Annotated in this window: 19 protein-coding genes and 1 pseudogene; 7 read left to right on the top strand and 13 right to left on the bottom strand. The window is 72.2% G+C overall.

The features are described from left to right. Positions 1 to 30: 30 nt before the first annotated feature. From FCH28_RS25115 to FCH28_RS25065, 11 genes are all read right to left on the bottom strand, one after another. Complete coding sequence (locus tag FCH28_RS25115; RefSeq protein ID WP_136742409.1) at positions 31 to 1,140, bottom strand: aliphatic sulfonate ABC transporter substrate-binding protein; 1,110 nt, start codon at positions 1,138 to 1,140, stop codon at positions 31 to 33. Between the two features lie 211 nt (positions 1,141 to 1,351). Next, the gene (locus FCH28_RS25105; RefSeq protein ID WP_136742407.1) at positions 1,352 to 2,707 is read right to left on the bottom strand and encodes a sulfate adenylyltransferase subunit 1; all 1,356 of its coding nucleotides are present in this window, start codon (positions 2,705 to 2,707) and stop codon (positions 1,352 to 1,354) included. Positions 2,708 to 2,709: 2 nt separating this feature from the next. Beyond that, on the bottom strand, positions 2,710 to 3,654 hold the full coding sequence (cysD, locus tag FCH28_RS25100) for a sulfate adenylyltransferase subunit CysD (RefSeq protein WP_136742406.1): 945 nt from the start codon (positions 3,652 to 3,654) through the stop codon (positions 2,710 to 2,712). Next, positions 3,651 to 4,184 carry an adenylyl-sulfate kinase gene (gene cysC / locus FCH28_RS25095; protein ID WP_136742405.1) on the bottom strand — a complete coding sequence of 178 codons (534 nt, stop codon included), beginning with the start codon at positions 4,182 to 4,184 and terminating at the stop codon, positions 3,651 to 3,653. The genes cysD and cysC overlap by 4 nt, the downstream gene beginning before the upstream one ends. A gap of 71 nt (positions 4,185 to 4,255) precedes the next feature. Beyond that, entirely contained in the window at positions 4,256 to 4,945 is a 690-nt protein-coding gene (locus FCH28_RS25090) for a phosphoadenylyl-sulfate reductase (protein ID WP_187363915.1), read from the bottom strand. Next, positions 4,942 to 5,142, bottom strand: a complete 201-nt coding sequence (locus tag FCH28_RS25085) for a hypothetical protein (RefSeq protein WP_136742404.1) — start codon at positions 5,140 to 5,142, stop codon at positions 4,942 to 4,944. Before FCH28_RS25085 ends, FCH28_RS25090 begins: the two co-directional genes overlap by 4 nt. After that, the gene (locus FCH28_RS25080) at positions 5,139 to 6,833 is read right to left on the bottom strand and encodes a nitrite/sulfite reductase (protein ID WP_136742403.1); all 1,695 of its coding nucleotides are present in this window, start codon (positions 6,831 to 6,833) and stop codon (positions 5,139 to 5,141) included. Before FCH28_RS25080 ends, FCH28_RS25085 begins: the two co-directional genes overlap by 4 nt. Positions 6,834 to 7,011: 178 nt before the next feature. Continuing rightward, positions 7,012 to 7,095, bottom strand: coding sequence for a putative leader peptide (locus FCH28_RS39935; protein ID WP_342781668.1), 84 nt, complete (start codon positions 7,093 to 7,095; stop codon positions 7,012 to 7,014). Between the two features lie 92 nt (positions 7,096 to 7,187). Next, on the bottom strand, positions 7,188 to 7,778 hold the full coding sequence (locus FCH28_RS25075) for a GNAT family N-acetyltransferase (RefSeq protein ID WP_136742402.1): 591 nt from the start codon (positions 7,776 to 7,778) through the stop codon (positions 7,188 to 7,190). 121 nt (positions 7,779 to 7,899) lie between these two features. Beyond that, positions 7,900 to 8,571 carry a class F sortase gene (locus FCH28_RS25070; RefSeq protein ID WP_136742401.1) on the bottom strand — a complete coding sequence of 224 codons (672 nt, stop codon included), beginning with the start codon at positions 8,569 to 8,571 and terminating at the stop codon, positions 7,900 to 7,902. 316 nt (positions 8,572 to 8,887) lie between these two features. Then, positions 8,888 to 10,198 (bottom strand): helix-turn-helix domain-containing protein, encoded by a 1,311-nt coding sequence (locus FCH28_RS25065; RefSeq protein ID WP_136742400.1) that lies wholly within the window; start codon positions 10,196 to 10,198, stop codon positions 8,888 to 8,890. A 275-nt stretch (positions 10,199 to 10,473) separates the two neighbouring features. Here FCH28_RS25065 and FCH28_RS25060 point away from each other — a divergent pair, with 275 nt between their 5' ends. Further along, a complete protein-coding gene (locus FCH28_RS25060) occupies positions 10,474 to 10,917 on the top strand; it encodes a hypothetical protein (protein WP_136742399.1) in 444 nt (147 codons plus the stop codon). A 406-nt stretch (positions 10,918 to 11,323) separates the two neighbouring features. On the opposite strand, the gene FCH28_RS25055 is transcribed toward FCH28_RS25060, so the two are convergent. After that, positions 11,324 to 12,967 (bottom strand): acyl-CoA dehydrogenase family protein, encoded by a 1,644-nt coding sequence (locus FCH28_RS25055; protein ID WP_136742398.1) that lies wholly within the window; start codon positions 12,965 to 12,967, stop codon positions 11,324 to 11,326. Between the two features lie 247 nt (positions 12,968 to 13,214). Between FCH28_RS25055 and FCH28_RS25050 the strand changes: the two genes are divergently transcribed. After that, positions 13,215 to 14,585, top strand: coding sequence for an MFS transporter (locus FCH28_RS25050; protein WP_136742397.1), 1,371 nt, complete (start codon positions 13,215 to 13,217; stop codon positions 14,583 to 14,585). A 90-nt stretch (positions 14,586 to 14,675) separates the two neighbouring features. Here FCH28_RS25050 and FCH28_RS25045 read toward each other — a convergent pair whose 3' ends face one another. Beyond that, a complete protein-coding gene (locus FCH28_RS25045; RefSeq protein WP_136742396.1) occupies positions 14,676 to 16,388 on the bottom strand; it encodes an IclR family transcriptional regulator domain-containing protein in 1,713 nt (570 codons plus the stop codon). 234 nt (positions 16,389 to 16,622) lie between these two features. On the opposite strand from FCH28_RS25045, the pseudogene FCH28_RS25040 reads away from it, so the two are divergent. From FCH28_RS25040 to pcaG, 5 genes and pseudogenes are all read left to right on the top strand, one after another. Further along, positions 16,623 to 17,423: pseudogene (locus tag FCH28_RS25040) on the top strand (CoA transferase subunit A); the annotation flags it as partial. A gap of 129 nt (positions 17,424 to 17,552) precedes the next feature. Then, positions 17,553 to 18,344, top strand: coding sequence for a CoA-transferase subunit beta (locus FCH28_RS25035; protein WP_136742554.1), 792 nt, complete (start codon positions 17,553 to 17,555; stop codon positions 18,342 to 18,344). Next, on the top strand, positions 18,341 to 19,597 hold the full coding sequence (locus tag FCH28_RS25030) for a thiolase family protein (protein ID WP_136742395.1): 1,257 nt from the start codon (positions 18,341 to 18,343) through the stop codon (positions 19,595 to 19,597). Before FCH28_RS25035 ends, FCH28_RS25030 begins: the two co-directional genes overlap by 4 nt. A gap of 183 nt (positions 19,598 to 19,780) precedes the next feature. Next, complete coding sequence (gene pcaH / locus FCH28_RS25025) at positions 19,781 to 20,572, top strand: protocatechuate 3,4-dioxygenase subunit beta (RefSeq protein WP_246103170.1); 792 nt, start codon at positions 19,781 to 19,783, stop codon at positions 20,570 to 20,572. Then, positions 20,569 to 21,249 carry a protocatechuate 3,4-dioxygenase subunit alpha gene (gene pcaG, locus FCH28_RS25020; RefSeq protein WP_136742393.1) on the top strand — a complete coding sequence of 227 codons (681 nt, stop codon included), beginning with the start codon at positions 20,569 to 20,571 and terminating at the stop codon, positions 21,247 to 21,249. Before pcaH ends, pcaG begins: the two co-directional genes overlap by 4 nt. The last annotated feature ends 16 nt before the right edge of the window (positions 21,250 to 21,265 follow it).

Raw genomic sequence — 21,265 nt, 5'->3', positions numbered from 1 at the left:
TGGGGGACTGCGGTGCTGATGGTGCGGGAGTTACTTGCTGCCGAGGCCGGCGTCGTCGACCTGCGGCCTGCCCTCGGCCTTCAGCACCTTGTTCAGCAGCGTGAGGTCGTAGATGCCCTTGAGGTCGGGCTTCGTCAGCAGACCGGCCTTGACGGCGTGGTCGGCCTCCTCCTGGAGGGTCGCGGCCAGCGGGTCATCGGTGATGTCGACGTTCTTGAACGCCGGGTCGATGACGTTGGCCGGCAGGGCCTTGCCCGCGATCTTCGGGTCGGCGAGCTTGGCGTTGAGGGCCTCACGCGCGTCTACCGGGTTGGACCGGATCCAGGCGTTGGTCTTCACCGAACCGCGCAGCACCGCCTCGACGACCTTGGGGTGCTCCTTGAGGAACGACTGGGAGACGATCACGTTCGTGATGACGAACTTGCCGTTCTTCCACAGCTTCTTCTCGTCCAGGATCGACTTGCCGCCCGCGGCGACGAGCTTGGAGGCCGTCGGCTCCGGCACCCAGGCGCCGTCGATGGAGCCCTGCTCGAAGGCGGTGGGCGTCACCTTGTTGTCGGTGCGCTGGATGGTGACGTCGCCCTTGCCGGAGGTGGCGTCGACCTTGTAGCCCTTGTCGGCCAGGTAGTTCAGCAGCGCCACGTCCTGGGTGTTCCCGAGCTGCGGGGTGGCGATCGTCTTGCCCTTGAGGTCGTCCAGGCTCTTGATCTTCTTGGGGTTGACCACCAGCGAGACACCGCCGGACGCCGAACCCGAGATGATCTTCAGGCTCTTGCCGTGCGACTTGACCCAGCCATTGATCGAGGGGGAGGGGCCGATCCAACCGATGTCGATGGCACCCGAGTTGAGGGCTTCGATCTCGGCGGGGCCGGCGTTGAAGATGGAGGACTTGACCTCAGTGCCGCCCAGTTCCTTCTGGAACAGGCCCTTCTGGAGGCCGATCAGCGGGGTGGCGTGCGTGGTGTTGCCAAAGAGCCCGATCTTGACCTGGTCGAGCCCGTCGATCTTCGCGCCCTTGGGGGCGACATTGGCCGCGGTGTTCTTCTTGGCATCGGAGCCATAGCCGCAGGCACCCAGCGCGGCTACGAGGACGGGGACGGTGGCGGCGGCCGCCAAAAGGCGGAAGCGAACGGCAGACACGGGAGGAGTTCCTCTCGGAGGGCCGGGTTGCGCGCCTCTCTATGGCGCGCCCGGCAGTTCAGTCGATCTTCGGAAGTGGGGTGTGGGGGGCACGGAGTCGAGCATCGTCAGCACACACATCGGCCGACTCCGCCCTGGCCGCTCCCAAGGGCGCCGCTGCCTACCCGGCCGCCCTCCTTCGCGAAGGTCGAGAAGAAGTCCTTGAGCATTTTCAGAAGTCCCATCCCTCGTCGTCGGCTTCGGTGGCCGGAGCGGCGTCCGCGGCCGCCTCCGCGAAGGCGGTGCCCGCCATGCCCGCGGTCAGCGTCGTGCCGTCGGCCGGGTCGATTAGCAGGAACGAGCCGGTACGGCGGGAGTCCGCGTAGGCGTCCAGGGCCAGCGGCTCGGCCGTGCGGACCTTGATCCGTCCGATGTCGTTGGCGACCAGCTCGCCGGGCGCCGGGTGCTGGGAGAGGTCGTCCAGCGTCAGCCGGGACGGGATCTCCTTGACGATCGCCTTGACCGTGCGGGTGGTGTGCTTGAGCAGCACCCGCTGGCCGACGGTCAGCGGACGGTCCGCCACATGGCAGATGGTCGCCTCGATGTCCTGCGAGGTGGCCGGCGCCGAGGCGGTCGGGGTGATCAGGTCGCCACGGGAGATGTCGACGTCGTCGGTGAGCCGGACGGTGACCGACTGCGGCGCCCAGGCGACGTCCACGGCCTGCCCGAGCGCGTCGATCGCCTCGATGGTGCTCGTGCGGCCCGAGGGCAGCACGGTCACCGCGTCGCCGACGCGCAGCACGCCGGAGGCGATCTGGCCCGCGTAGCCGCGGTAGTCGGGGTGCTCCGCGGTCTGCGGGCGGATGACGTACTGGACCGGGAAGCGGCCGGGGTCGTCCGACGGGTCGGCGACGACGGGCACCGTCTCCAGGTGCTCCAGCACGGTCGGACCGCCGTACCAGTCCATGTTGGCGGACGGCGTCACGACGTTGTCGCCGGCCAGCGCGGAGATCGGGATCGCGGTGATCTCCGGGACGCCCAGCGAGGCCGCGTACGTCGTGAACTCCTCGGCGATGGCGGCGAAGACGGGCTCCGCGTAGTCGACGAGGTCCATCTTGTTGACGGCGAGGACGACGTGCGGGACGCGGAGCAGGGCGGCGACCGCGGCGTGCCGGCGGGTCTGCTCGACCACGCCGTTACGGGCGTCGACCAGCACCACGGCCAGCTCGGCGGTGGAGGCGCCGGTGACCATGTTGCGGGTGTACTGCACATGCCCGGGGGTGTCGGCGAGGATGAAGCGGCGCCGCGGGGTCGCGAAGTAGCGGTAGGCGACGTCGATGGTGATGCCCTGCTCGCGCTCGGCGCGCAGCCCGTCGGTCAGCAGCGCCAGGTCGGGCGCCTCCTGGCCGCGGTTGCGGGAGGCGTGCTCGACGGCCTCCAGCTGGTCGGCGAGCACCGACTTGGAGTCGTGCAGCAGCCGGCCGACCAGGGTCGACTTGCCGTCGTCGACGGAGCCCGCGGTGGCGAAACGCAGCAGCGAGGTGGCACCCGCGTCGATAACGCTCTCAACATCATGGGTCGTGCTCATGGTTAGAAGTACCCCTCGCGCTTGCGGTCCTCCATGGCGGCCTCCGACAGCTTGTCGTCGGCCCGGGTCGCGCCCCGTTCGGTGAGCCGGGACGCGGCGATCTCCGCGATGACGGCCTCGATGGTGTCGGCGTCGGAGTCGACGGCCCCGGTGCAGGACATGTCGCCGACGGTGCGGTAGCGCACCTGCCGGGTCTCCAGCACCTCGCCGTCCTTGGGGCCGCCCCACTCACCGGGCGCGAGCCACATGCCGCTGCGCGCGAAGACCTCGCGCTCGTGGGCGTAGTAGATGGCGGGCAGCTCGATCTTCTCGCGGGCGATGTACTGCCACACGTCCAGCTCGGTCCAGTTGGACAGCGGGAAGACGCGGACATGCTCGCCGGGGGAGTGCTTGCCGTTGTAGAGCTGCCACAGTTCGGGGCGCTGCCGGCGCGGGTCCCAGCCGCCGAACTCGTCACGCAGCGAGAAGACCCGCTCCTTGGCGCGCGCCTTCTCCTCGTCCCGGCGGCCGCCGCCGAAGACCGCGTCGAAGCGGTTCTTGTCGATGGCGTCCAGCAGCGGGACGGTCTGCAGCGGGTTACGCGTGCCGTCGGGGCGTTCGCGCAGCTCACCACGGTCGATGAAGTCCTGCACGGACGCGACGTGCAGCCGCAGGCCGTGCCGCTCGACGGTGCGGTCGCGGTATTCGAGGACCTCGGGGAAGTTGTGCCCGGTGTCGACATGCAGCAGCGAGAAGGGCACCGCCGCCGGCGCGAACGCCTTCAGCGCGAGATGCAGCATGACGATGGAGTCCTTGCCACCGGAGAACAGGATCACCGGCCGCTCGAACTCGCCCGCCACCTCGCGGAAGATGTGCACCGCCTCGGACTCCAGGGCGTCCAGGTGGGACAGCGCGTACGGGTTGTCGGCGTCTCCGGCGTTCCCGATCACAGTCGCGGCGGTGGTCATGCCAGTCCCCTCTCGGTGAGCAGCGCGTAGAGCGCCGCCGCGGACTCCTGCACGGTCTGGGTGTGCGACTCGATGCGCAGATCGGGCGACTCCGGAGCCTCGTACGGGTCGTCCACCCCGGTGAGCCCGGAGATCTCGCCCGCCGCCTGCTTGGCGTACAGGCCCTTCACATCGCGTTCGGAGCACACCTCGACCGGCGTGGCCACATGCACCTCCAGGTACGCGGTGCCCTCGGTCTGGTGGCGCTTGCGCACCGCCTCCCGGCTGTCCGCGTACGGCGCGATCACCGGCACCAGCGCCTTGACGCCGTTGCTCGCCAGCAGCTCGGCGACGAAGCCGATGCGCTGGACGTTGGTGTGCCGGTCCCCGCGGGTGAAACCGAGGCCCGCGGAGAGGAACTCGCGGATCTCGTCGCCGTCGAGCACCTCGACGCGGTGGCCGTCGCCGCGCAGCTTGCCGGCCAGTTCGCGCGCGATGGTCGTCTTGCCCGCGCTCGGCAGACCGGTCAGCCAGATCGTGGCGCCCGTCATCGGTATCTCCTGAACCTGTGTCTTCTCGTGCCGCTGTGTCTTCTCGGGGGACACTCCCGAAACCTTCGCCATCAGTGCAGCCCGCACTCGGTCTTGTTGCTGCCGGCCCAGCGGCCGGCCCGCGCGTCCTCGCCCGCCAGTACCCGGCGGGTGCAGGGCGCGCAGCCGACGGAGGCGTAGCCGTCCATCAGCAGCGGGTTGGTGAGCACTCCGTGCTCGGCGACGTACGCGTCCACGTCGGCCTGCGTCCAGCGGGCGATCGGCGAGATCTTGACCTTCTGGCGCTTGGCGTCCCAGCCGACGACCGGGGTGTTCGCGCGGGTCGGCGACTCGTCCCGGCGCAGCCCGGTCGCCCAGGCGTCGTAGCCGGTCAGGCCCTCTTCGAGGGGCTTGACCTTACGCAGCGCGCAGCACAGGTCCGGGTCGCGGTCGTGCAGCTTGGGGCCGTACTCGGCGTCCTGCTCCGCCACGGTCTGACGGGGCGTCAGGGTGATGACGTTGACGTCCATCACCTCCGCCACCGCGTCCCGCGTCCCGATGGTCTCCGGGAAGTGGTAGCCGGTGTCGAGGAACACCACGTCCACGCCCGGAACGGCGCGCGAGGCGAGGTGGGCGACGACCGCGTCCTCCATGGAGGAGGTCACGCAGAAGCGGGGGCCGAAGGTCTCGGCGGCCCACTTGAGGATGTCGAGCGGGGCCGCGTCCTCGAGTTCGCGGCCGGCGCGCTCGGCGAGCTGCGGCAGATCGGTGGCAGTGGTCACGACGCGTCTCCAGCGGATGGTGAGGCGGCAGCGGACAGGCCCTGGGAGAGCAGGCCGAGGAACTTCAGCCGGAACGCCCGGCTGCACGACCGGCATTCCCAGGCCGCGCCCTCACCGCGGACCGAGCCCTCCTCGGAGGGCCGCAGGTCCTCGTCACCGCAGTACGGGCAGTAGAAAGGCGCCGCGCGCTCGCTCACTTCAGCGCACCCTCTTCCGCACGGGCCGCCCACTGGGCGAACCGCTCACCGTCGGTGCGCTGCTCCTGGAAGTTGCGCAGCACCCGCTCGACGTAGTCGGGGAGTTCGTCGGCGGTGACCTTGAGGCCGCGGACCTTGCGGCCGAAACCGGCCTCCAGGCCCAGCGCGCCGCCGAGGTGCACCTGGTAGCCCTCGACCTGGTTGCCGTCGGCGTCCAGCACCAGCTGCCCCTTGAGACCGATGTCCGCCACCTGGATACGGGCGCAGGCGTTCGGGCAGCCGTTGATGTTGATGGTGACCGGCTCGTCGAACCCGGGGAGCCGGCGCTCCAGCTCGTCGATCAGGGAGGAGCCGCGGCCCTTGGTCTCGACGATCGCCAGCTTGCAGAACTCGATGCCGGTGCAGGCCATCGTGCCGCGCCGGAACGGGGACGGCTTGACCCGCAGGTCCAGCGCCTCCAGCCCGGAGACCAGCGACTCGACCTGCGCCTCGTCGATGTCCAGCACGATCATCTTCTGCTCGGCGGTGGTCCGCAGCCGGCCCGAGCCGTGCGCCGCGGCCAGCTCGGCGATCTTGGTGAGGGTGGCACCGTCCACCCGGCCGACGCGCGGTGCGAAGCCCACGTAGAAGCGGCCGTCGTTCTGCTTGTGCACACCGACGTGGTCGCGCCACTGCTGGTCGGGCTGTGCCGGGGCGGGGCCGTCGGTCAGCTTGCGCTTGAGGTACTCGTCCTCCAGCACCTGGCGGAACCGCTCCGGGCCCCAGTCGGCGACCAGGAACTTCAGCCGGGCGCGGGTGCGCAGCCGACGGTAGCCGTAGTCGCGGAAGATCGAGATGACGCCTTCGTAGACATCGGCGGCCTCGTCCCGGGAGACCCAGGCGCCCAGCCGCACACCGAGCTTGGGGTTGGTGGACAGTCCGCCGCCGACCCACACATCGAAGCCCGGACCGTGCTCGGGGTGCTCGACGCCGACGAACGAGATGTCGTTGATCTCGTGCGCGACATCCAGCAGCGGCGAGCCGGAGACCGCGGACTTGAACTTCCGCGGCAGGTTGGAGAACGCGGGGTTGCCGATGATCCGGCGCTGGATCTCGTCGATGACCGGGGTGCCGTCGATGATCTCGTTCTCGGCGATACCGGCGACCGGCGAGCCGAGGATGACACGGGGCGTGTCGCCGCACGCCTCGGTGGTGGACAGTCCGACGGCCTCCAGGCGCTGCCAGATCTCCGGTACGTCCTCGATCCGGATCCAGTGGTACTGGACGTTCTGCCGGTCGGTGATGTCCGCGGTGCCGCGCGCGAACTCCTGCGAGATCTCGCCGATCACGCGCAGCTGCTCGGTCGTCAGTCGCCCGCCGTCGATACGGACCCGCAGCATGAAGTACTTGTCGTCCAGCTCCTCCGGCTCCAGGATCGCGGTCTTGCCGCCGTCGATTCCGGGCTTGCGCTGGGTGTAGAGGCCCCACCAACGCATCCGCCCGCGCAGGTCGTTGGGGTCGATCGAGTCGAAGCCGGCCTTGGAGTAGATCGTCTCAATGCGTGTCCGCACATTGAGACCGTCATCGTCCTTCTTGAACTGCTCATTGCCGTTCAGCGGCGTGAAGTGGCCTTTGGCCCACTGGCCCTCTCCGCGGTGGCGTCCGGCCTTGCGGCGGGTCGTGGCGGCGGGGGTATCGGGGGTGGCGGCCATGGGTGTACGTCCTTCTGGGCGGCTCAAGGGGGCGGGCTGGGCGGGTCACACCCGCTGTGACCTGTGCGGACACACCTGAAGGCGGCGCGCGGCGACGCGTCGCGTGCGGTGTGGGAGGTCGGGGTGTGGGTGCGTCCGCGACGATGGGGACGCGGGGGATGCGGTGGCGCTGCGACTATCAGCCCGCCGGACAGATGGCGCTGGACATGCGGCAGAGGTCGACGTGCCGTCGACTCACCAAGGCAATTCCAGCTGCAGACATGACGGAAGCGTGGCACGTCGATCTCGGGCCAGTCCACCGTCATCCATTATTTGGACAAGACTGTCCCGCATCGCGAGACAATGTGTCGTCGATCACGTTTCGCGCGGGGCGAGCGGCCCCGCCCCGGGCCAGGGCCCCGGAGCCGGCACCTCGGGCTCGTCGGTCACCGTGGTCTCGTACAGCCGGAAGCCGCGCCGCTCGTAATTGGCCATCGCGTGCGGGCCGTCATCGCTGCAAGTGTGCACCCACACCCGCCGGGTCCGCGGCCGCTCCGGCCAGCGTTCGGCCAGGTCCCAGGCCCGCGCGGTGCCCTCCGCGAGCAGCAGCCCGCCGATCCGGCGCCCCCGGAACGCCGGGAGCAGCCCGAAGTAGGCGATCTCCACGACCCCCTCCGGCTGGGCGTCGAGCTCGATGAACCCGGCCGGTGTGCCGCGCTCGTACGCCACCCAGGTCTCCACTCCCGGCCGCCCGAGGTACTCCGCCCATCGCGCATAGGACCACGACAGCCGGTCGGTCCAGAGGATGTCCCCGCCCACCGCCGTATAGAGGAAGCGGCTGAATTCGGGCGACGGACGCTCGGAGCGGACGATACGGACACCCTGCTCGGCCGGCGGGCTCCCGGCGGGGGCCAGGTCGGCGGGCGAGGTCTGCTGGAGGTAGTAGGTGGTGACCGAGTGAGTCATGCGGTCAGCACATCACACGGGAATCCGGGGGCCGGGGCGGGGCCGCTCCCTGAGACCCGGGCAACGGTGCGTGGGCCGCAGGGCTCTCTCGCGCGCCCCGCCGGACAGGGCCCGGACGGCCCTAGGAGACCCCGGTCATCCGGGCGAAGACCACCACGTTGCCCGTGTAGCCGGCGCTCGCGGAATAGCCGCCGCCGCAGGTCAGGACCCGTAGCTCGGGGCGTCCTGTGGCGCGGTAGACCCGCGCGGACGGGAAGTCCTTCTTGGCGAACACCTGAATTCCGTAGACCTCGAAGGCCGCGGCCCTGCCGTCCTTACGGGTCACCCGGATCGTGCTCCCCTTCTTGAGGGAGCCCAGGCCGAAGAAGACCGCGGGGCCGCTGACATTGTCGACATGCCCGACGATCACGGCGGTGCCGTTCTCGCCCGGTGCCGGCCCGTCCGCGTACCAGCCCGCGAGATTGCGGTTCTCGGGCGGCGGGGCGGCGATCCAGCCGTCCTTGTCCAGGCCCAGTGGAACGACCGGCGCCGACACCTTGAGCGAGGGGATGGCCACCCGGGCGGCGGCGGAACGGGTCAGCGGGGCCGGTCCCGAAGCGTCGGGGCGGCTCTCGGCGGGCGAGATCGGCCGTGCGCCGCCGCCCGGCTGCGGCGGCCCTTCCGCCTGGTCCGACAACCCGTTGCGCACCAACGCGAAACCGGTGAGAGCGAGCAGGGCGATCACGCCCCATCGGGGGCGGTGCGAGCCGGGCGTTTCCGGGTGCCGCTCCTCCGGTTCGCCCAGCGGGCTCATCGTGCTCCTCCAGCGGTCGCGTTCCCTTGGTGCGTGGTCCGCTGTCGGCACGCTAGGGGCGGGGGAGGAGGGGCGCGACAGGAGACGGCCGAACGGGTGGGGCATGGGGGTACGGGGGCATGGGGGCCGGAGGACGAGCGGTCGGTCGTGGACGGATGCGCCTGGGCGGGCAGCCGTGGCGGGCCCGTACGCCCGGCGCGGGGGCCGGGCCGTCTCCACATCACGGAACAGAGGTCCATCTGGTGGGACGGCAGCCCGGCGGTCGGCAGCCCGGCGCCGCGTTGCCGACCCGCACGCCCCCGGCGTGCCACCTGAATCACTCCCCCTGAATCACTCCCTCCCCCCTCCGCGCCGCCGCCACCGCCGGCGCCGACGAGTGCGGCAGCAGCAGCATCGGCCGGGCCGGCAGCCGCAGCTCCACCTGCACCCCGTCCGCGAAGCGATACGGCCGGTGGGCCAGCACACCGCCCAGATGGCGGCGCAGCCGCGACAGCTCGGCCCGCACCGTGACCGTACGGCCGCCGTCACCGAACAGGTCCCGGGCGAGCTCGGCGGCGGTGCGTCCCTCCGGATGCGCGGCCAGGACGAAGAGCAGCTCCGCATGGCGCGGGGTCAGCTCATGCGACCAGTCGCCCACCGGTCCGGTGACGGTGATGCTCGCGCCGTCACGGGCGCTGACGTCCAGCAGCACCCGGCTCGGCCCGGGGACCGGTTCCGGCCGCCCGACGCGGACCAGCCAGCCGCCGGGCAGCGGCTCCAGCGTGCACATGCCGTACCGGGGCAGCCACAGCGGTCCGGCCGCGGGCGCCCTGGGCAGCGCCACCCGGTCGGGCGGGGTCATACCGGTGACCCCCGCGATCCAGCCGTGGGGGTCGACGGCCAGCGCGCGGCCGCCGATCCGCGCCAGGATCGGCGCCGCGCTCGACCGCAGCCGCTCCAGGGACAGCTGGTGGCGGGTACGCAGCTCGGCTTCCGCGAGCCGGGCGACCGCGGAGACCAGCGGGAGCGTCGTGGGGTGGAAGGTGTGCGCCGGGCCGCTGATGTCCACGGTGCCCAACAGGCGTCCGTCACGCGGGTCGTGCAGCGGCGCGGCGGCACAGGTCCACTGGTGGTGGCTGCGGACGAAATGCTCGGCGGAATGCACCAGCACCGGGCGCCTGGCGACCAGCGCGGTGCCGATGGCGTTGGTGCCGACGACGCCCTCCGTCCAGTCGGCGCCCTTGTCGAAGCCCAACCGGTCGGCCATCCGCCGGACCGGCGCACAGCCCTCCCGCCACAGCACCCGCCCGTCCGCGTCGGTGACGACCATGATCTGCTGCGCGGCGTCGGAGGTCGCCAGCAGTCCTTCGTTGAGGACCGGCAGCACCGTCGCCAGCTGGGAGTGCTGCCGACGGTGCTCCAACTCGGCGACGGACAGCAGGCGTTGCCGGCTGTCCCGGTCCGGGTCCACACCCGACCCCAGCGCACGCAGCCAGGATTCGCCGATCAGCGGGCGGGGCGCGTCCGACGGCCCGTCCGGGGGCGGCTCACCGGCCAGCGCTGCCTCCCGGACCGAGGCGATCCTGCGCGCCGTCTCGCGGACGTCATGGGCCGACCAGACGGCCCGGTTGATCGGTGTCTCGCTCACGCTGCTCCCGTTGGGCACTGATCGCCTGGACGGCCGGGACGGTTCGGTCGGTGCCCATCGTGCCGTCAGCGGCCGTTCCGGAAAGGGCCATTCCACAGATCCACTGCAACCGCTTGCAACCGTTGTGGCCTATGACGCTTGCGGGGAATCTGGGATGCGCGGCCGGTGGCGTCCACACCGAGGTTGCCCGGTCACCCGTCGGGGGACCCGCGGTTGTCCACCAAGGACGCCGTCGGCCGCGCGCCAAGTCAGCACCGTGTGGGAGGGGGCTCACCATGGTGGCCGCTCCGCGCATCGTGGTGATCGGCGCGAACGAGGGACTGCGGATCGCGCGCGCCGCCCGGCTGGCCGACCATTACGGGATTCCCCGGATGCCCGCCGTCGACGTGCTGATCAACCGTCAGCCACCGCCCGCGGACGGCTATGTCATCGACGGTGCGCCCCAACTGCTCGACCGGGTGGCGGGCGTCGGCGGCCTGCTGCCCGCGCTGGCCTTCGCGGATCTCGTCGTCCATCTGCTGGGCCCCGCCCGGACGCGCGCGGGGGAGGTGCAAGGCGAGGGCCCCGGCATCCGCGACGCCTGCCGTGTCATCCGCTACTACGAGGCGCGGGGCGCGCTGGTCGGCTTCCGGCCGGACGTACCCGACGCCGACATCATCGTGGCCATCGACGCGGCGCTGCGCGGGCGTACCGCGACGGACCCGCCGAGATGGACCTGAGACCGGGAGCGGCGCCGAGTCGGCGCGGCACCGCTCCCCGACCGGCGCGGCGGCGGTAACCCCCTGTCCCCGTCCCTTGAAGGGCGCCCCTGAGGAGCGCCCCCGAGGGTGACGGGGAGCCGCCGCCGCGCTGGATGCTTTTGGCTGGATGCCTTTGGCGGGTTGGTCGAACAGGTCCCCTAGGGGTTGGTCGAACAGATCCCCTAAGGGTCGCGAGGCCCCCCTGCGGGGCCACAACGCGGGGGTGCCGGGCGGTATTCCCGTCGTGGGGGTGCCGAAGGGCATTCCCGTCGTGGGGCGCCTGACGGGATTCCCGTGGGTCGCAGCACGTTCCCGTCGTCTGCCGCGCGATCGGCGGGACACCACCCGGCATCCGGCATCTCCCGGCGGCACGACCGCCGGGACCCTACCCCGCCGGCACCGGCCGGGCCCGTTCCACGATGGACGCCAGGTCCAGTGTGTGCGGCAGGGTGCCGAAGGCCGCGCCCGCGTCGCCGCCCAGCCGGGAGGCGCAGAAGGCGTCCGCGACCTCCGGGGGCGCGTACCGGACCAGCAGCGAGCCCTGGAGGACCAGCGCCATCCGTTCCACCAGCCGCCGGGCGCGCGCCTCGATTCCGTCCAGGTCGGCGAGTTCGGTGAGCAGGGCCTTGATCGCCCGGTCCAGCCGGTGGTCCGCGCCGCGGGCCGTACCGATCTCGGTCAGGAAGGCGTTCAGCGCGGCGGGTTCGCGTTGCAGCGCCCGCAGGACGTCCAGCGCCTGGACGTTGCCCGAGCCCTCCCAGATCGAGTTCAGCGGAGCCTCGCGCAGCAGCCGCGGCATCCCCGATTCCTCGACGTAGCCGTTGCCGCCCAGGCACTCCAGCGCCTCCGCCGCCACCGGCGTACACCGCTTGGTCACCCAGTACTTGGCGGCCGGCACCGCCAGCCGCAGAAAGTTCCGGTCCCGCTCGGTGCCGCCGTCGTACGCGGCCGCCAGTCGCAGTGCCAGCGTCGTCGCCGCCTCCGACTCCAGCGCCAGATCGGCCAGCACGTTCCGCATCAGCGGCTTGTCGATCAGCGGCCCGCCGAACGCCTCCCGGTACGCGGCGTGGTGCACGGCCTGCGCCACCGCCTGCCGCATCACCGCCGCCGACGCGCTGACGCAGTCCAGCCGGGTCGCCGCGACCATCTCGATGATCGTCGCCACGCCCCGTCCCTCCTCGCCCACCCGGCGCGCCCAGGTCTGCCCGTCGAACTCCACCTCCGCCGAGGCGTTGGAGCGATTGCCGAGCTTGTCCTTGAGTCGCTGGATGCGGAAGGAGTTACGCGTGCCGTCCGGCAGCACCCGGGGCAGCAGGAAGCAGGTGAGTCCCCCGGGCGCCTGCGCCAGCACCAGGAAGACATCCGACATCGGCGCGGAACAGAACCACTTGTGCCCGGTGAGGGCGTACTCGCCGTCCGCGGCCAGCGGCTCCGCGCGCGTCGTGTTGGCGCGTACGTCGCTGCCGCCCTGCTTCTCCGTCATGGCCATCCCGGCCAGCGCGCCCGGCTTTTCGGCGGCCGGCCCCAGCTCGCGCTCGTAGACCCGCGAGGTCAGCCTGGGCTCCCACTCCGCCGCGAGCGCCGGCTCGGCGCGCAGCGCCGGCACCGCCGCATGGGTCATCGACAGCGGACAGCCGTGCCCCGCCTCGACCTGGGTCCACACGAGGAACCCGGCGGTGCGGCGGAGGTGTCCGTCGGGGCGCGTCCAGGCGTCGGTGAGGCCGGCGGTGACGGCGTGGCCGAGCAGCCGGTGCCAGGCCGGGTGGAACTCCACCTCGTCGATGCGGTGGCCATAGCGGTCATGGGTCCGCAGCACCGGCGGATGGGTGTTGGCCTGCTCGGCCCAGCGCTGGGCGTGCGCCGAGCCGGCCGCCTGCCCGAGCCTGCTCAGCTCCTCCCGTACCTCGTCGATATGGGCGTCCGCCGCGTACCGGGCGATGCCCTCGGTGAGGACCGGGTCGGCGGTGAAGACGTCGTATCCGACCAGCGGCGGAGGCTGGTTCGTGACCGTGTGGGTGGTGGCTGCCATGGCGCACACGGTACGGAGGAGCCGACGGGAAGCGGATGAACCGGGCGGGGCGTGGGTCGTATGACCGGAGTCACGGGCGCTGCATCATGGCCTGCGCAAGGCATTGACAGCCCCCGGGCTCGGGCAGATGATCCTTGCCACCACCTAGCGAACGAAAGTTCACTACGCGAACAATCGTGAATCTCAACCGTGAATCTCGAATCTCCCGCGCCTCTCGAATCTCCTGCGAATCCGAGGTCAGGTCCTCATGCCGCCAACCGGTAACCCCTCATCCGCCGGCACGTCCGGCCCCGCCGTGCCCGCCGTCCGGCGCCACACCTTCCGCTCCGTAGCGCCCGTCCTGGCACTGTGCTGGCTCGCCGTGTTCTTCGACGGAATGGACGTCAGCGTCTACGGCGCCGTCATGCCGCATATGCTCGACGACCCCGGCTTCGGGCTCACCCCCGGCGCGGCCGGCACGATCGGCAGCTGGACCACCTTCGGCATGCTGATCGGCTCTCTCGGCACCGGCACCGTCACCGACTGGCTCGGCCGCCGCCCGGTCCTGGTCGCCAGCGTGCTGCTGTTCTCCGCGGGGTCGGCGGTCTGCGCCCTGGCCGGCTCACCCGAACTCTTCGGCGCCGGACGCTTCCTCGCCGGCCTCGGACTGGGCGGCCTGATGCCCATCTGCCTCGCCCTGGTCATGGAGTTCGCGCCGCCGCGCCGGATCGCCCTTGCCACCGGCCTGCTGATGACCTCGTACCACGTGGGCGGCATGTTCGCGACGGGCCTGGGCCTGACCCTCGCCCCCGCGCTCGGCTGGCGCTGGGTCTTCTGGGCCGGTGTGCTGCCCGCGTTCGTCGCCGCCCCCCTGCTGCTGCGACTGCTGCCCGAATCCCCTGGCGTGCTGCTGGCCAAGGGCCGCGCCGCGGACGCCGATGCCATCGCCGACCGCTACGGAATCGCCCGCCCCGTCCCCGCCGACGCGCCGACCCAAGGAGCCAAGGGTCGCCTCGACGCGATCCGGGCGCTCTTCCACCCCGGCGCGCGCTGGGCGACCCCACTGCTCTGGCTCGCCTCGTTCTGCGGTCTGCTGCTGATCTACGGCGTCAACACCTGGCTGCCCCAGATGATGCGCGCCTCCGGCTACGGCCTCACGTCCTCCGTCAGCTTCCTGCTCATCATCAACGTGGGAGCCATCGTCGGCATGTTCGTCGCCGGCCCCATCGCCGACCGCTACGGCCCCGTCCGGGTCGCCGTCACCTGGTTCCTGCTCACCGCCGGCGGCGCGCTGCTCCTGGGGGCGCACCTGCCGCTCGGCCTCACCTATGTGGTCGTCGCCGCCACCGGCGTCGTGCTCTTCAGCGCCCAGGTGATGGTGTACGCGGCGGCCAACCGCGTCTACCCGGCGCACGAGCGGGCCACCGGCATCGGCTGGGTCACCGGCATCGGACGCACCGGAGCGGTGGTCGGCCCGTGGCTCGGCGGCACGCTGGCCGCGAGCGGAAACGACCAACTGGGCTTCACGGTCTTCGCGTTGGCGGGGTTGATGGGCGCCGTCGCGATCGGTGTGGTGCCGCTCGCGCGCCGTATCGGGCGGCGGGCGGACGAGCCGTCACCGGAGCCGGTCCGGGCGTAGTCCTGAGAACCGGGCTGCCGGTCCCGTCGCAGTGTCGTGCGGTCGCAGGGTCGTTTCGTCCCCACACTGCACCGTCACCGCGCCGTCCCGTCACAGCACCGGGATCCGTGCGTACCGACCCGCGACATGCAGATCGGCCTCGATGCCGGCGGCCGCCTCGCGCAGCGCCGGCAGGATGCTCTCCCTGGCCTCGTCCGCCGTGCAACGCCCGGCGTGCGTCGAGACGTTGACCGCGGCGACGACGTGGCCGCCGCGGTCGCGTACCGGCACGGCGATCGAGCGCAGGCCCTCCTCCAGCTCCTCGTCGACCAGCGCGTAGCCGTCGGCGCGTACCTGATCCACGAGGGCCAGTAGCCGGTCGGGATCGGTCACCGTGTGCCCGGTGAGCGGCCGGAGATCGGTGAGGGCCAGCCGCGCGGACAGCTCCGCCGGGGGCAGGCCGGCGAGCAGCACCCGCCCCATCGAGGTCGGATACGCCGGGAACCGGGTGCCCAATGTGATGTTGACGCTCATGATGCGCACGGTGGGGACCCGCGCCACGTACTGGATGTCGTCGCCGGACAGGATCGCCATCGAGGCGGAGTCGTGCACCCGCTCCACCAGGGAGGCCAGATGGGGCTGGGCGATGGCGGGCAGTGTCAGGCCGGAGAGATGCGCGAAGCCCAGCTCCAGGACCTTCGGCGTCGGGCGGAAGAGCTTGCCGTCGGTGGCGATGTAGCCGAGGTGTTGCAGCGTGATCAGGGCTCGGCGGGCGGTGGCGCGGGCCAGCCCGGTGGCCTCCGCCACGGCGCTGAGCGGGAGCTCGGCGCGCCCGGCCCCGAACGCGGTGAGCGTGATCAGCCCGCGCGCCATCGATTCGACGAACTCGGGGCCCAACTCCTGCTTGGAGGCGCGCATCCAGGACGCGTGGCCCGGCCCGGATTCCGCGTCGGGGGCGGGGTGCGAGGGCGGCCCGTCCTGGGGCGCGCTCAACGCGTCCTCCATGGCGGACACCGTGTCGCGGAGCCGGGGGAGTACCGCGTCCGGCAGTTCCTCGGGGCCGAGCCGGCTGGTGTGGCTGACGACGCTGAGCGCGCAGACCGCGCGCCCTGACGCGTCCCGGACCGGCATCGCCACCGCGATCAGGCCCGGCTCGATGAGCTGGTCGTCCAGCGACCAGCCGGCGGCGCGCGCCGCGGCCACCCGGGCCTCGAAAACGGCGGCCGCGGAGGTGTCGTCGGCGCGCCGCGGCGGTACGGCCGGGAAGCCGGCGTCCGTCGGGTCGACGGCACGGCGGCGGCGCCAGCGCGCCCAGTCCTCCGCCTGCCACTCGTCCGCGAACAGCGCGCCCGGCGCGCCCCGCTCGGCCGGCAGCAGATCGCCGATGCGGAAGGCGAGCGACATCGCACGGCGGCGGGTCGCCTGATGGACGAAGCGCACCCCGTCGCCGTCCGGCACCGCGAGCGAGACGGACTCGTCGAGCTCGTCGGCCAGCCGGTCGGCGAGCGGGCCGAGCCGGTCGGGGAGTTCGGAGGCGGCGAGGTAGGCGTTGCCGAGCTCCAGCAGGCGCGGCGCGAGCACCGCGTCCCGGCCCTCGGTCCTTACGTAGCCGAGCCGGGTGAGGGTGCTCAGCACGCGGTCGACGGTGGAGCGCGCGAGCCCGGTGCCGCGCACCAGGTCGCCCACGGCCTGCCGGCCGCCGCCGGCCGTCAACTCGCGCAGCACGGACAGGCTGCGCATCAGCGGTCCCACCGCTTCCGGCGGCGCGGAGGGCGAGGACGGCGCGGACGGCGAGGACGGGGCGGTGGGCTCGGGGTCGGTCATGGACTCTCCACGGTGCGGCGATCTCGTCGGAACCGTACCCGGCCGACCGTTGACAGGGCGGGGGACGGCGGCCAAACTCAGGGACAGCTCATTATGAACTTAAGTTCACTATGCGAACAAGCCTGGTGGGGCCGGACACGAGGCCGACCGCGAGCGTGAACGCGAGGGCGAACGCGCTGCCGCCGAGCGGTCCATGGCGGTCGCGTGGTGCCCATACGACCCGAGGGCGAGGACATGGCCGACATCCGTTCCCTGCACGACGCCGTCAAGGAGCTGATCCACGACGGGGACACCGTGGCCCTGGAGGGGTTCACCCATCTGATCCCGTTCGCCGCGGCGCACGAGATCATCCGCCAGGGCATCACCGGCCTCACGCTCGCCCGGATGACCCCGGACGTGGTCTACGACCAGCTGATCGGCGCCGGCGCGGCCCGCAAACTCGTCTTCTCCTGGGGCGGCAACCCCGGCGTCGGCTCCCTGCACCGCTTCCGGGACGCGGTGGAGAACGGCTGGCCCGTCCCGCTGGAGATCGACGAACACAGCCACGCCGGGATGGCCAACCGCTATGCCGCGGGCGCCTCCAGGCTCCCGTTCGCGGTGCTGCGCGGCTACCGCGGCAGCGACATCCCGGCCCGTACGTCCACGGTCGCCACCGTCACCTGCCCCTTCACCGGCGAGGAGCTCGCCGCTGTCGCCGCCCTCAACCCGGACGTCACCGTCATCCACGCCCAACGGGCCGACCGGGCCGGCAACGTCCAGTTCTGGGGCCTGACCGGCGTACAGAAGGAAGCGGCGCTCGCCGCCCGGCGCGTCCTGGTCACCGTCGAGGAGATCGTCGACGAGCTGGCGCCGCACCCGGGCGGCATCGTCCTGCCCACCTGGGTCGTCGACGCGGTCGCGGTCGTCCCCGGCGGCGCCCACCCCTCCTACGCGGCCGGCTACTCGGTCCGCGACAACGCCTTCTACCAGGCGTGGGACGGCATTTCGCGGGATCGGGAGGCGTTCGGGCGGTGGCTGGAGGAGAGCGTGCGGGGGGAGCGACGGGAGGCGGGGGAACCGGGGGAGTCGGGAGCGGTCGCCTCGGAGTCCGCCCCCGCCCATGCCCCCGTCCCCACCCCCGCCCACACTCCCTCCCGGCCGCCTTCCTGCACCCCCGACGAACTGATGGAGGTCAACGCCGCCCGCGAACTCGCCGGCGCGCGCACCTGTTTCGTGGGGATCGGCCTGCCCAGCACCGCCGCCAACCTGGCGCGCCGGACCGTCAACCCGGACCTGGTGCTCATCTACGAGTCCGGCACCATCGGCTCCAAGCCGACCCGGCTGCCGCTGTCCATCGGGGACGGCGAATTGGCCGACACCGCCGACTCGGTGGTCTCCGTCCCCGAGATGTTCAACTACTGGCTCCAGGGCGGCCGGATCGACGTCGGCTTCCTGGGCGCCGCGCAGGTCGACCGCTTCGCCAACATCAACACCACCGCCGTGCACCGAGGCCCCGACAGGCCCGAAGGGCGGCTGCCGGGCGCGGGCGGGGCACCCGAAATCGCCGCCAACTGCGGGCAGGTGCTGATGGTCCTCCGGCACAGCCGCCGCAACTTCGTCGGCGCCCTCGACTTCGTCACCACCCTCGGCCACGGCCGCGGCCCCCGGGACCGCGCGGCCCTCGGCCTGCCCGGAGCCGGCCCGACCGCCGTCATCACCGACCTCGGCGTGCTGCGCCCCGACCCGGCCACCGCCGAACTCGTCCTCACCGAGCTGCATCCGGGCGTGACGGCCGATCAGGTACGGAACGCCACCGGCTGGGACCTCAAGCAGGCCCCGCGGCTCGGCGTCACCGCCCCGCCCACCGAGGCCGAACTCACCGCCCTGCGCGCCCTGAAGGCCGCCGCCGCACACCAAGATCCCGGCTCCCGCCCGGCCGTCGGCCGCACGTCGTCGTCCCGAAAGGACGCGTCTTGACCACCGAAAGCAGCACCCACGGCAGCACCGAAAGCGTTGCCGGCCGCGATTCCGGTCGCCTTGCCGGCCGTCTCCGGGACGTCTACGTCGTCGACGCCGTCCGTACCCCCATCGGCAAATACGGCGGCGCGCTGTCCGGCGTACGCCCCGACGATCTCGCCGCGCATGTCGTCAAGGCCCTCGTGGACCGCGCGCCGGGACTGGACCCGGCGCTGATCGACGATGTGTACCTCGGCAACGCCAACGGCGCGGGCGAGGAGAACCGCGACGTGGCCCGGATGGCCGTGCTGCTCGCCGGGCTCCCGGTGACCGTGCCGGGCGTGACCGTCAACCGTCTCTGCGGCTCGGGAATGGAGGCGGTCATCCAGGCCGCGCGGGCGGTGGCCCTCGGCGATGCCTCCGTGGCCATCGCCGGCGGGGTGGAGTCGATGAGCCGCGCGCCATGGGTGCTGCCCAAGCCCGAACGGGCCTTTCCGGCCGGGCCGCAGACCCTCCACTCCACCACCCTGGGCTGGCGGCTGACCAACCCGCGGATGCCGGAAGAGTGGACCGTCGCCCTCGGCGAGGGCGCGGAGCTGATCGCCGACCGTTACGGCATCACCCGCGTCCAGCAGGACGCATACGCCGTCGCCAGCCATGAGAAGGCCGCGCGGGCGTGGAAGGACGGTGCGTTCGACGCCGAAGTGGTGCCGTACGCAGGCGCTGCCCTTCAGCGCGACGAGTGCATCCGCACGGACACCTCCCCCGAGGCGCTGGCGGCGCTGCGCCCGGTGTTCCGCAAGGACGGAGGGACCGTCACCGCCGGCAACTCCTCGCCGCTGAACGACGGCGCGGCCGCGCTGCTGCTGATGGACGAACAGGGACTGCGCGCTTCCGGGTGCGAACCGCTCGCCCGTATCCGCAGCAGCGCCGTCACCGGTATCGAGCCGCAGTACTTCGGCCTGGGGCCGGTCGCCGCCGCCGAACGGGCCCTGGAGAAGGCCGGTCGGAGCTTCGGCGAGCTGCACACCGTCGAACTGAACGAGGCGTTCGCCGCCCAGGCGCTCGGCTGTCTCGGAGGCTGGCCCGGCCTCGACCCCGGCATCGTCAACCCGCACGGCGGCGCGATCGCCCTCGGCCACCCCCTCGGTGCCTCCGGGGCCCGGATCGCCGGCGCGGTGGCCCACCGGCTGGCGGCCGCGGGCTCCGGTACCGGGCTGGCGACGCTGTGCATCGGAGTGGGGCAGGGGCTGGCGGTGGTACTGGAGCGGTAGGGCGGCTCGTCGGCCGCCCCTCGCCCTGCCCCGCCGCGCCCGGCCCGTAACCACAACCACTTGGAGACGGCACCCATGACTCCACCCGCACCGAAGCCGCTCATAACTCCACCAACTCCACCAACTCCACCGACACCAGAGCCACCAGAGTCACTCATAACGCCACCGACACCGACGCCGTCCGTGGCCCCTCCCGCACCGCACCTCCCCACCCAGGCCCACATCAGCAGCGAGATCGCCGCCCTGCACGCCGCCGCACACGACCGTGCGGCGGGCGGCCCCGCGCCCGACCACCCCGCCCGGGACTTCACCCCGTACCGCAGCAGCACCGCACGCCACCCCCGCCAGCCGCTGGTCGAGATCGACGGGCTGGCCGACCCGGAGGCGGTCGAGCTGAGCGGCCCCGCGTTCGGCGTCACGGACGTCACCGACCTGGACGCCGACCTCACCCGGCAGCACGCGGGCGAGCCGCTCGGCGAACGCATCACCGTCAGCGGCCGCATCCTGGACCGCACCGGCCGCCCCGTACGCCGTCAGCTCGTCGAGATCTGGCAGGCCAACGCCTCGGGTCGCTACGCCCACCAGCGCGACCAGCACCCCGCCCCGCTCGACCCCCACTTCACCGGTGTCGGCCGCTGTCTGACCGATGACGACGGCCGGTACGCGTTCACCACCATCAAGCCCGGCGCCTACCCGTGGCGCAACCACGACAACGCCTGGCGCCCGGCCCATATCCACTTCTCGCTCTTCGGCTCGGCCTTCACCCAGCGGCTGGTCACCCAGATGTACTTCCCGGGCGACCCGCTGTTCCCGTACGACCCGATCCTCGCCTCGGTCACCGACCCCGGCGCGCGGGCGCGGCTGGTGGCCGCCTACGACCACGAACTCTCCCGCCCCGAATGGTCGCTGGGCTACCGCTGGGACGTGATCCTCGACGGGCCGTCCGCCACCTGGATCGAGGAAGGCCGCCTATGACCCGCACCCCCGACCCGCAGTCACCGTCCCCGTCCCCGTCCCCATCCCCATCCCCGTCCCGGTCCCCGCTCGCCCCCACCCCGTCGCAGACCGTCGGCCCCTTCTACGGCTACGCCCTGCCGTTCCCCGGAGGGGAGCAGATCGCGCCCGTGGGCCATCCCGACACGATCACCGTGCACGGATACGTCTACGACGGAGCGGGTGCGCCGGTGCCGGACGCGCTGCTGGAGTTCTGGCAGGCGGGCCCCGACGGCGGCCTGACGGGCGCGCCGGGCTCACTGCGCCGCGATCCCGCCACGGGGGCAGTGCTCGGCCGCGACGGCGTGGGCTTCACCGGATTCGGCCGCGTCCCGACCGACGCCGACGGCCACTACGTGGTGCGCACGCTCCCCGCCACGGCCCCGGCCGGGCGGCCCGCCGCTGCGCCCTACCTCGCCGTTTGTGTCTTCGCCCGGGGACTGCTCCACCATCTGTTCACCCGCGTCTACTTCCCGGCGAACGAGGCGGCCAACGCCGCCGACCCGCTGCTGTCCGGGCTGCCCGAGAACCGTGCGAGCACACTCCTCGCCCGCCCCGACGGCCCCGCCCGATACCGGTTCGACGTCCGCCTGCAAGGGCCGGCGGACGGGTCCCATGACGGCGCACAGGAGGAGACGGTGTTCCTTGCCTTCCGATGACATCTCCCAGGTCCAG

It is taken from the genome of Streptomyces piniterrae (assembly GCF_005048155.1).
Taxonomy (GTDB): domain Bacteria; phylum Actinomycetota; class Actinomycetes; order Streptomycetales; family Streptomycetaceae; genus Streptomyces; species Streptomyces piniterrae.
Note: the sequence above shows the minus strand (reverse complement) of the source record. Positions and strands in the feature narration are given on the sequence as shown.

Coding starts and splice junctions, on each gene's coding strand:
- FCH28_RS25105 (WP_136742407.1), bottom strand. CDS start 2,707: ATGAGCACGACCCATGATGTTGAGAGCGTTATCGACGCGGGTGCCACC.
- cysD (WP_136742406.1), bottom strand. CDS start 3,654: ATGACCACCGCCGCGACTGTGATCGGGAACGCCGGAGACGCCGACAAC.
- cysC (WP_136742405.1), bottom strand. CDS start 4,184: ATGACGGGCGCCACGATCTGGCTGACCGGTCTGCCGAGCGCGGGCAAG.
- FCH28_RS25080 (WP_136742403.1), bottom strand. CDS start 6,833: ATGGCCGCCACCCCCGATACCCCCGCCGCCACGACCCGCCGCAAGGCC.
- FCH28_RS39935 (WP_342781668.1), bottom strand. CDS start 7,095: ATGTCTGCAGCTGGAATTGCCTTGGTGAGTCGACGGCACGTCGACCTC.
- FCH28_RS25075 (WP_136742402.1), bottom strand. CDS start 7,778: ATGACTCACTCGGTCACCACCTACTACCTCCAGCAGACCTCGCCCGCC.
- FCH28_RS25070 (WP_136742401.1), bottom strand. CDS start 8,571: ATGAGCCCGCTGGGCGAACCGGAGGAGCGGCACCCGGAAACGCCCGGC.
- FCH28_RS25060 (WP_136742399.1), top strand. CDS start 10,474: ATGGTGGCCGCTCCGCGCATCGTGGTGATCGGCGCGAACGAGGGACTG.
- FCH28_RS25055 (WP_136742398.1), bottom strand. CDS start 12,967: ATGGCAGCCACCACCCACACGGTCACGAACCAGCCTCCGCCGCTGGTC.
- FCH28_RS25050 (WP_136742397.1), top strand. CDS start 13,215: ATGCCGCCAACCGGTAACCCCTCATCCGCCGGCACGTCCGGCCCCGCC.
- FCH28_RS25045 (WP_136742396.1), bottom strand. CDS start 16,388: ATGACCGACCCCGAGCCCACCGCCCCGTCCTCGCCGTCCGCGCCGTCC.
- FCH28_RS25035 (WP_136742554.1), top strand. CDS start 17,553: ATGGAGGTCAACGCCGCCCGCGAACTCGCCGGCGCGCGCACCTGTTTC.
- pcaG (WP_136742393.1), top strand. CDS start 20,569: ATGACCCGCACCCCCGACCCGCAGTCACCGTCCCCGTCCCCGTCCCCA.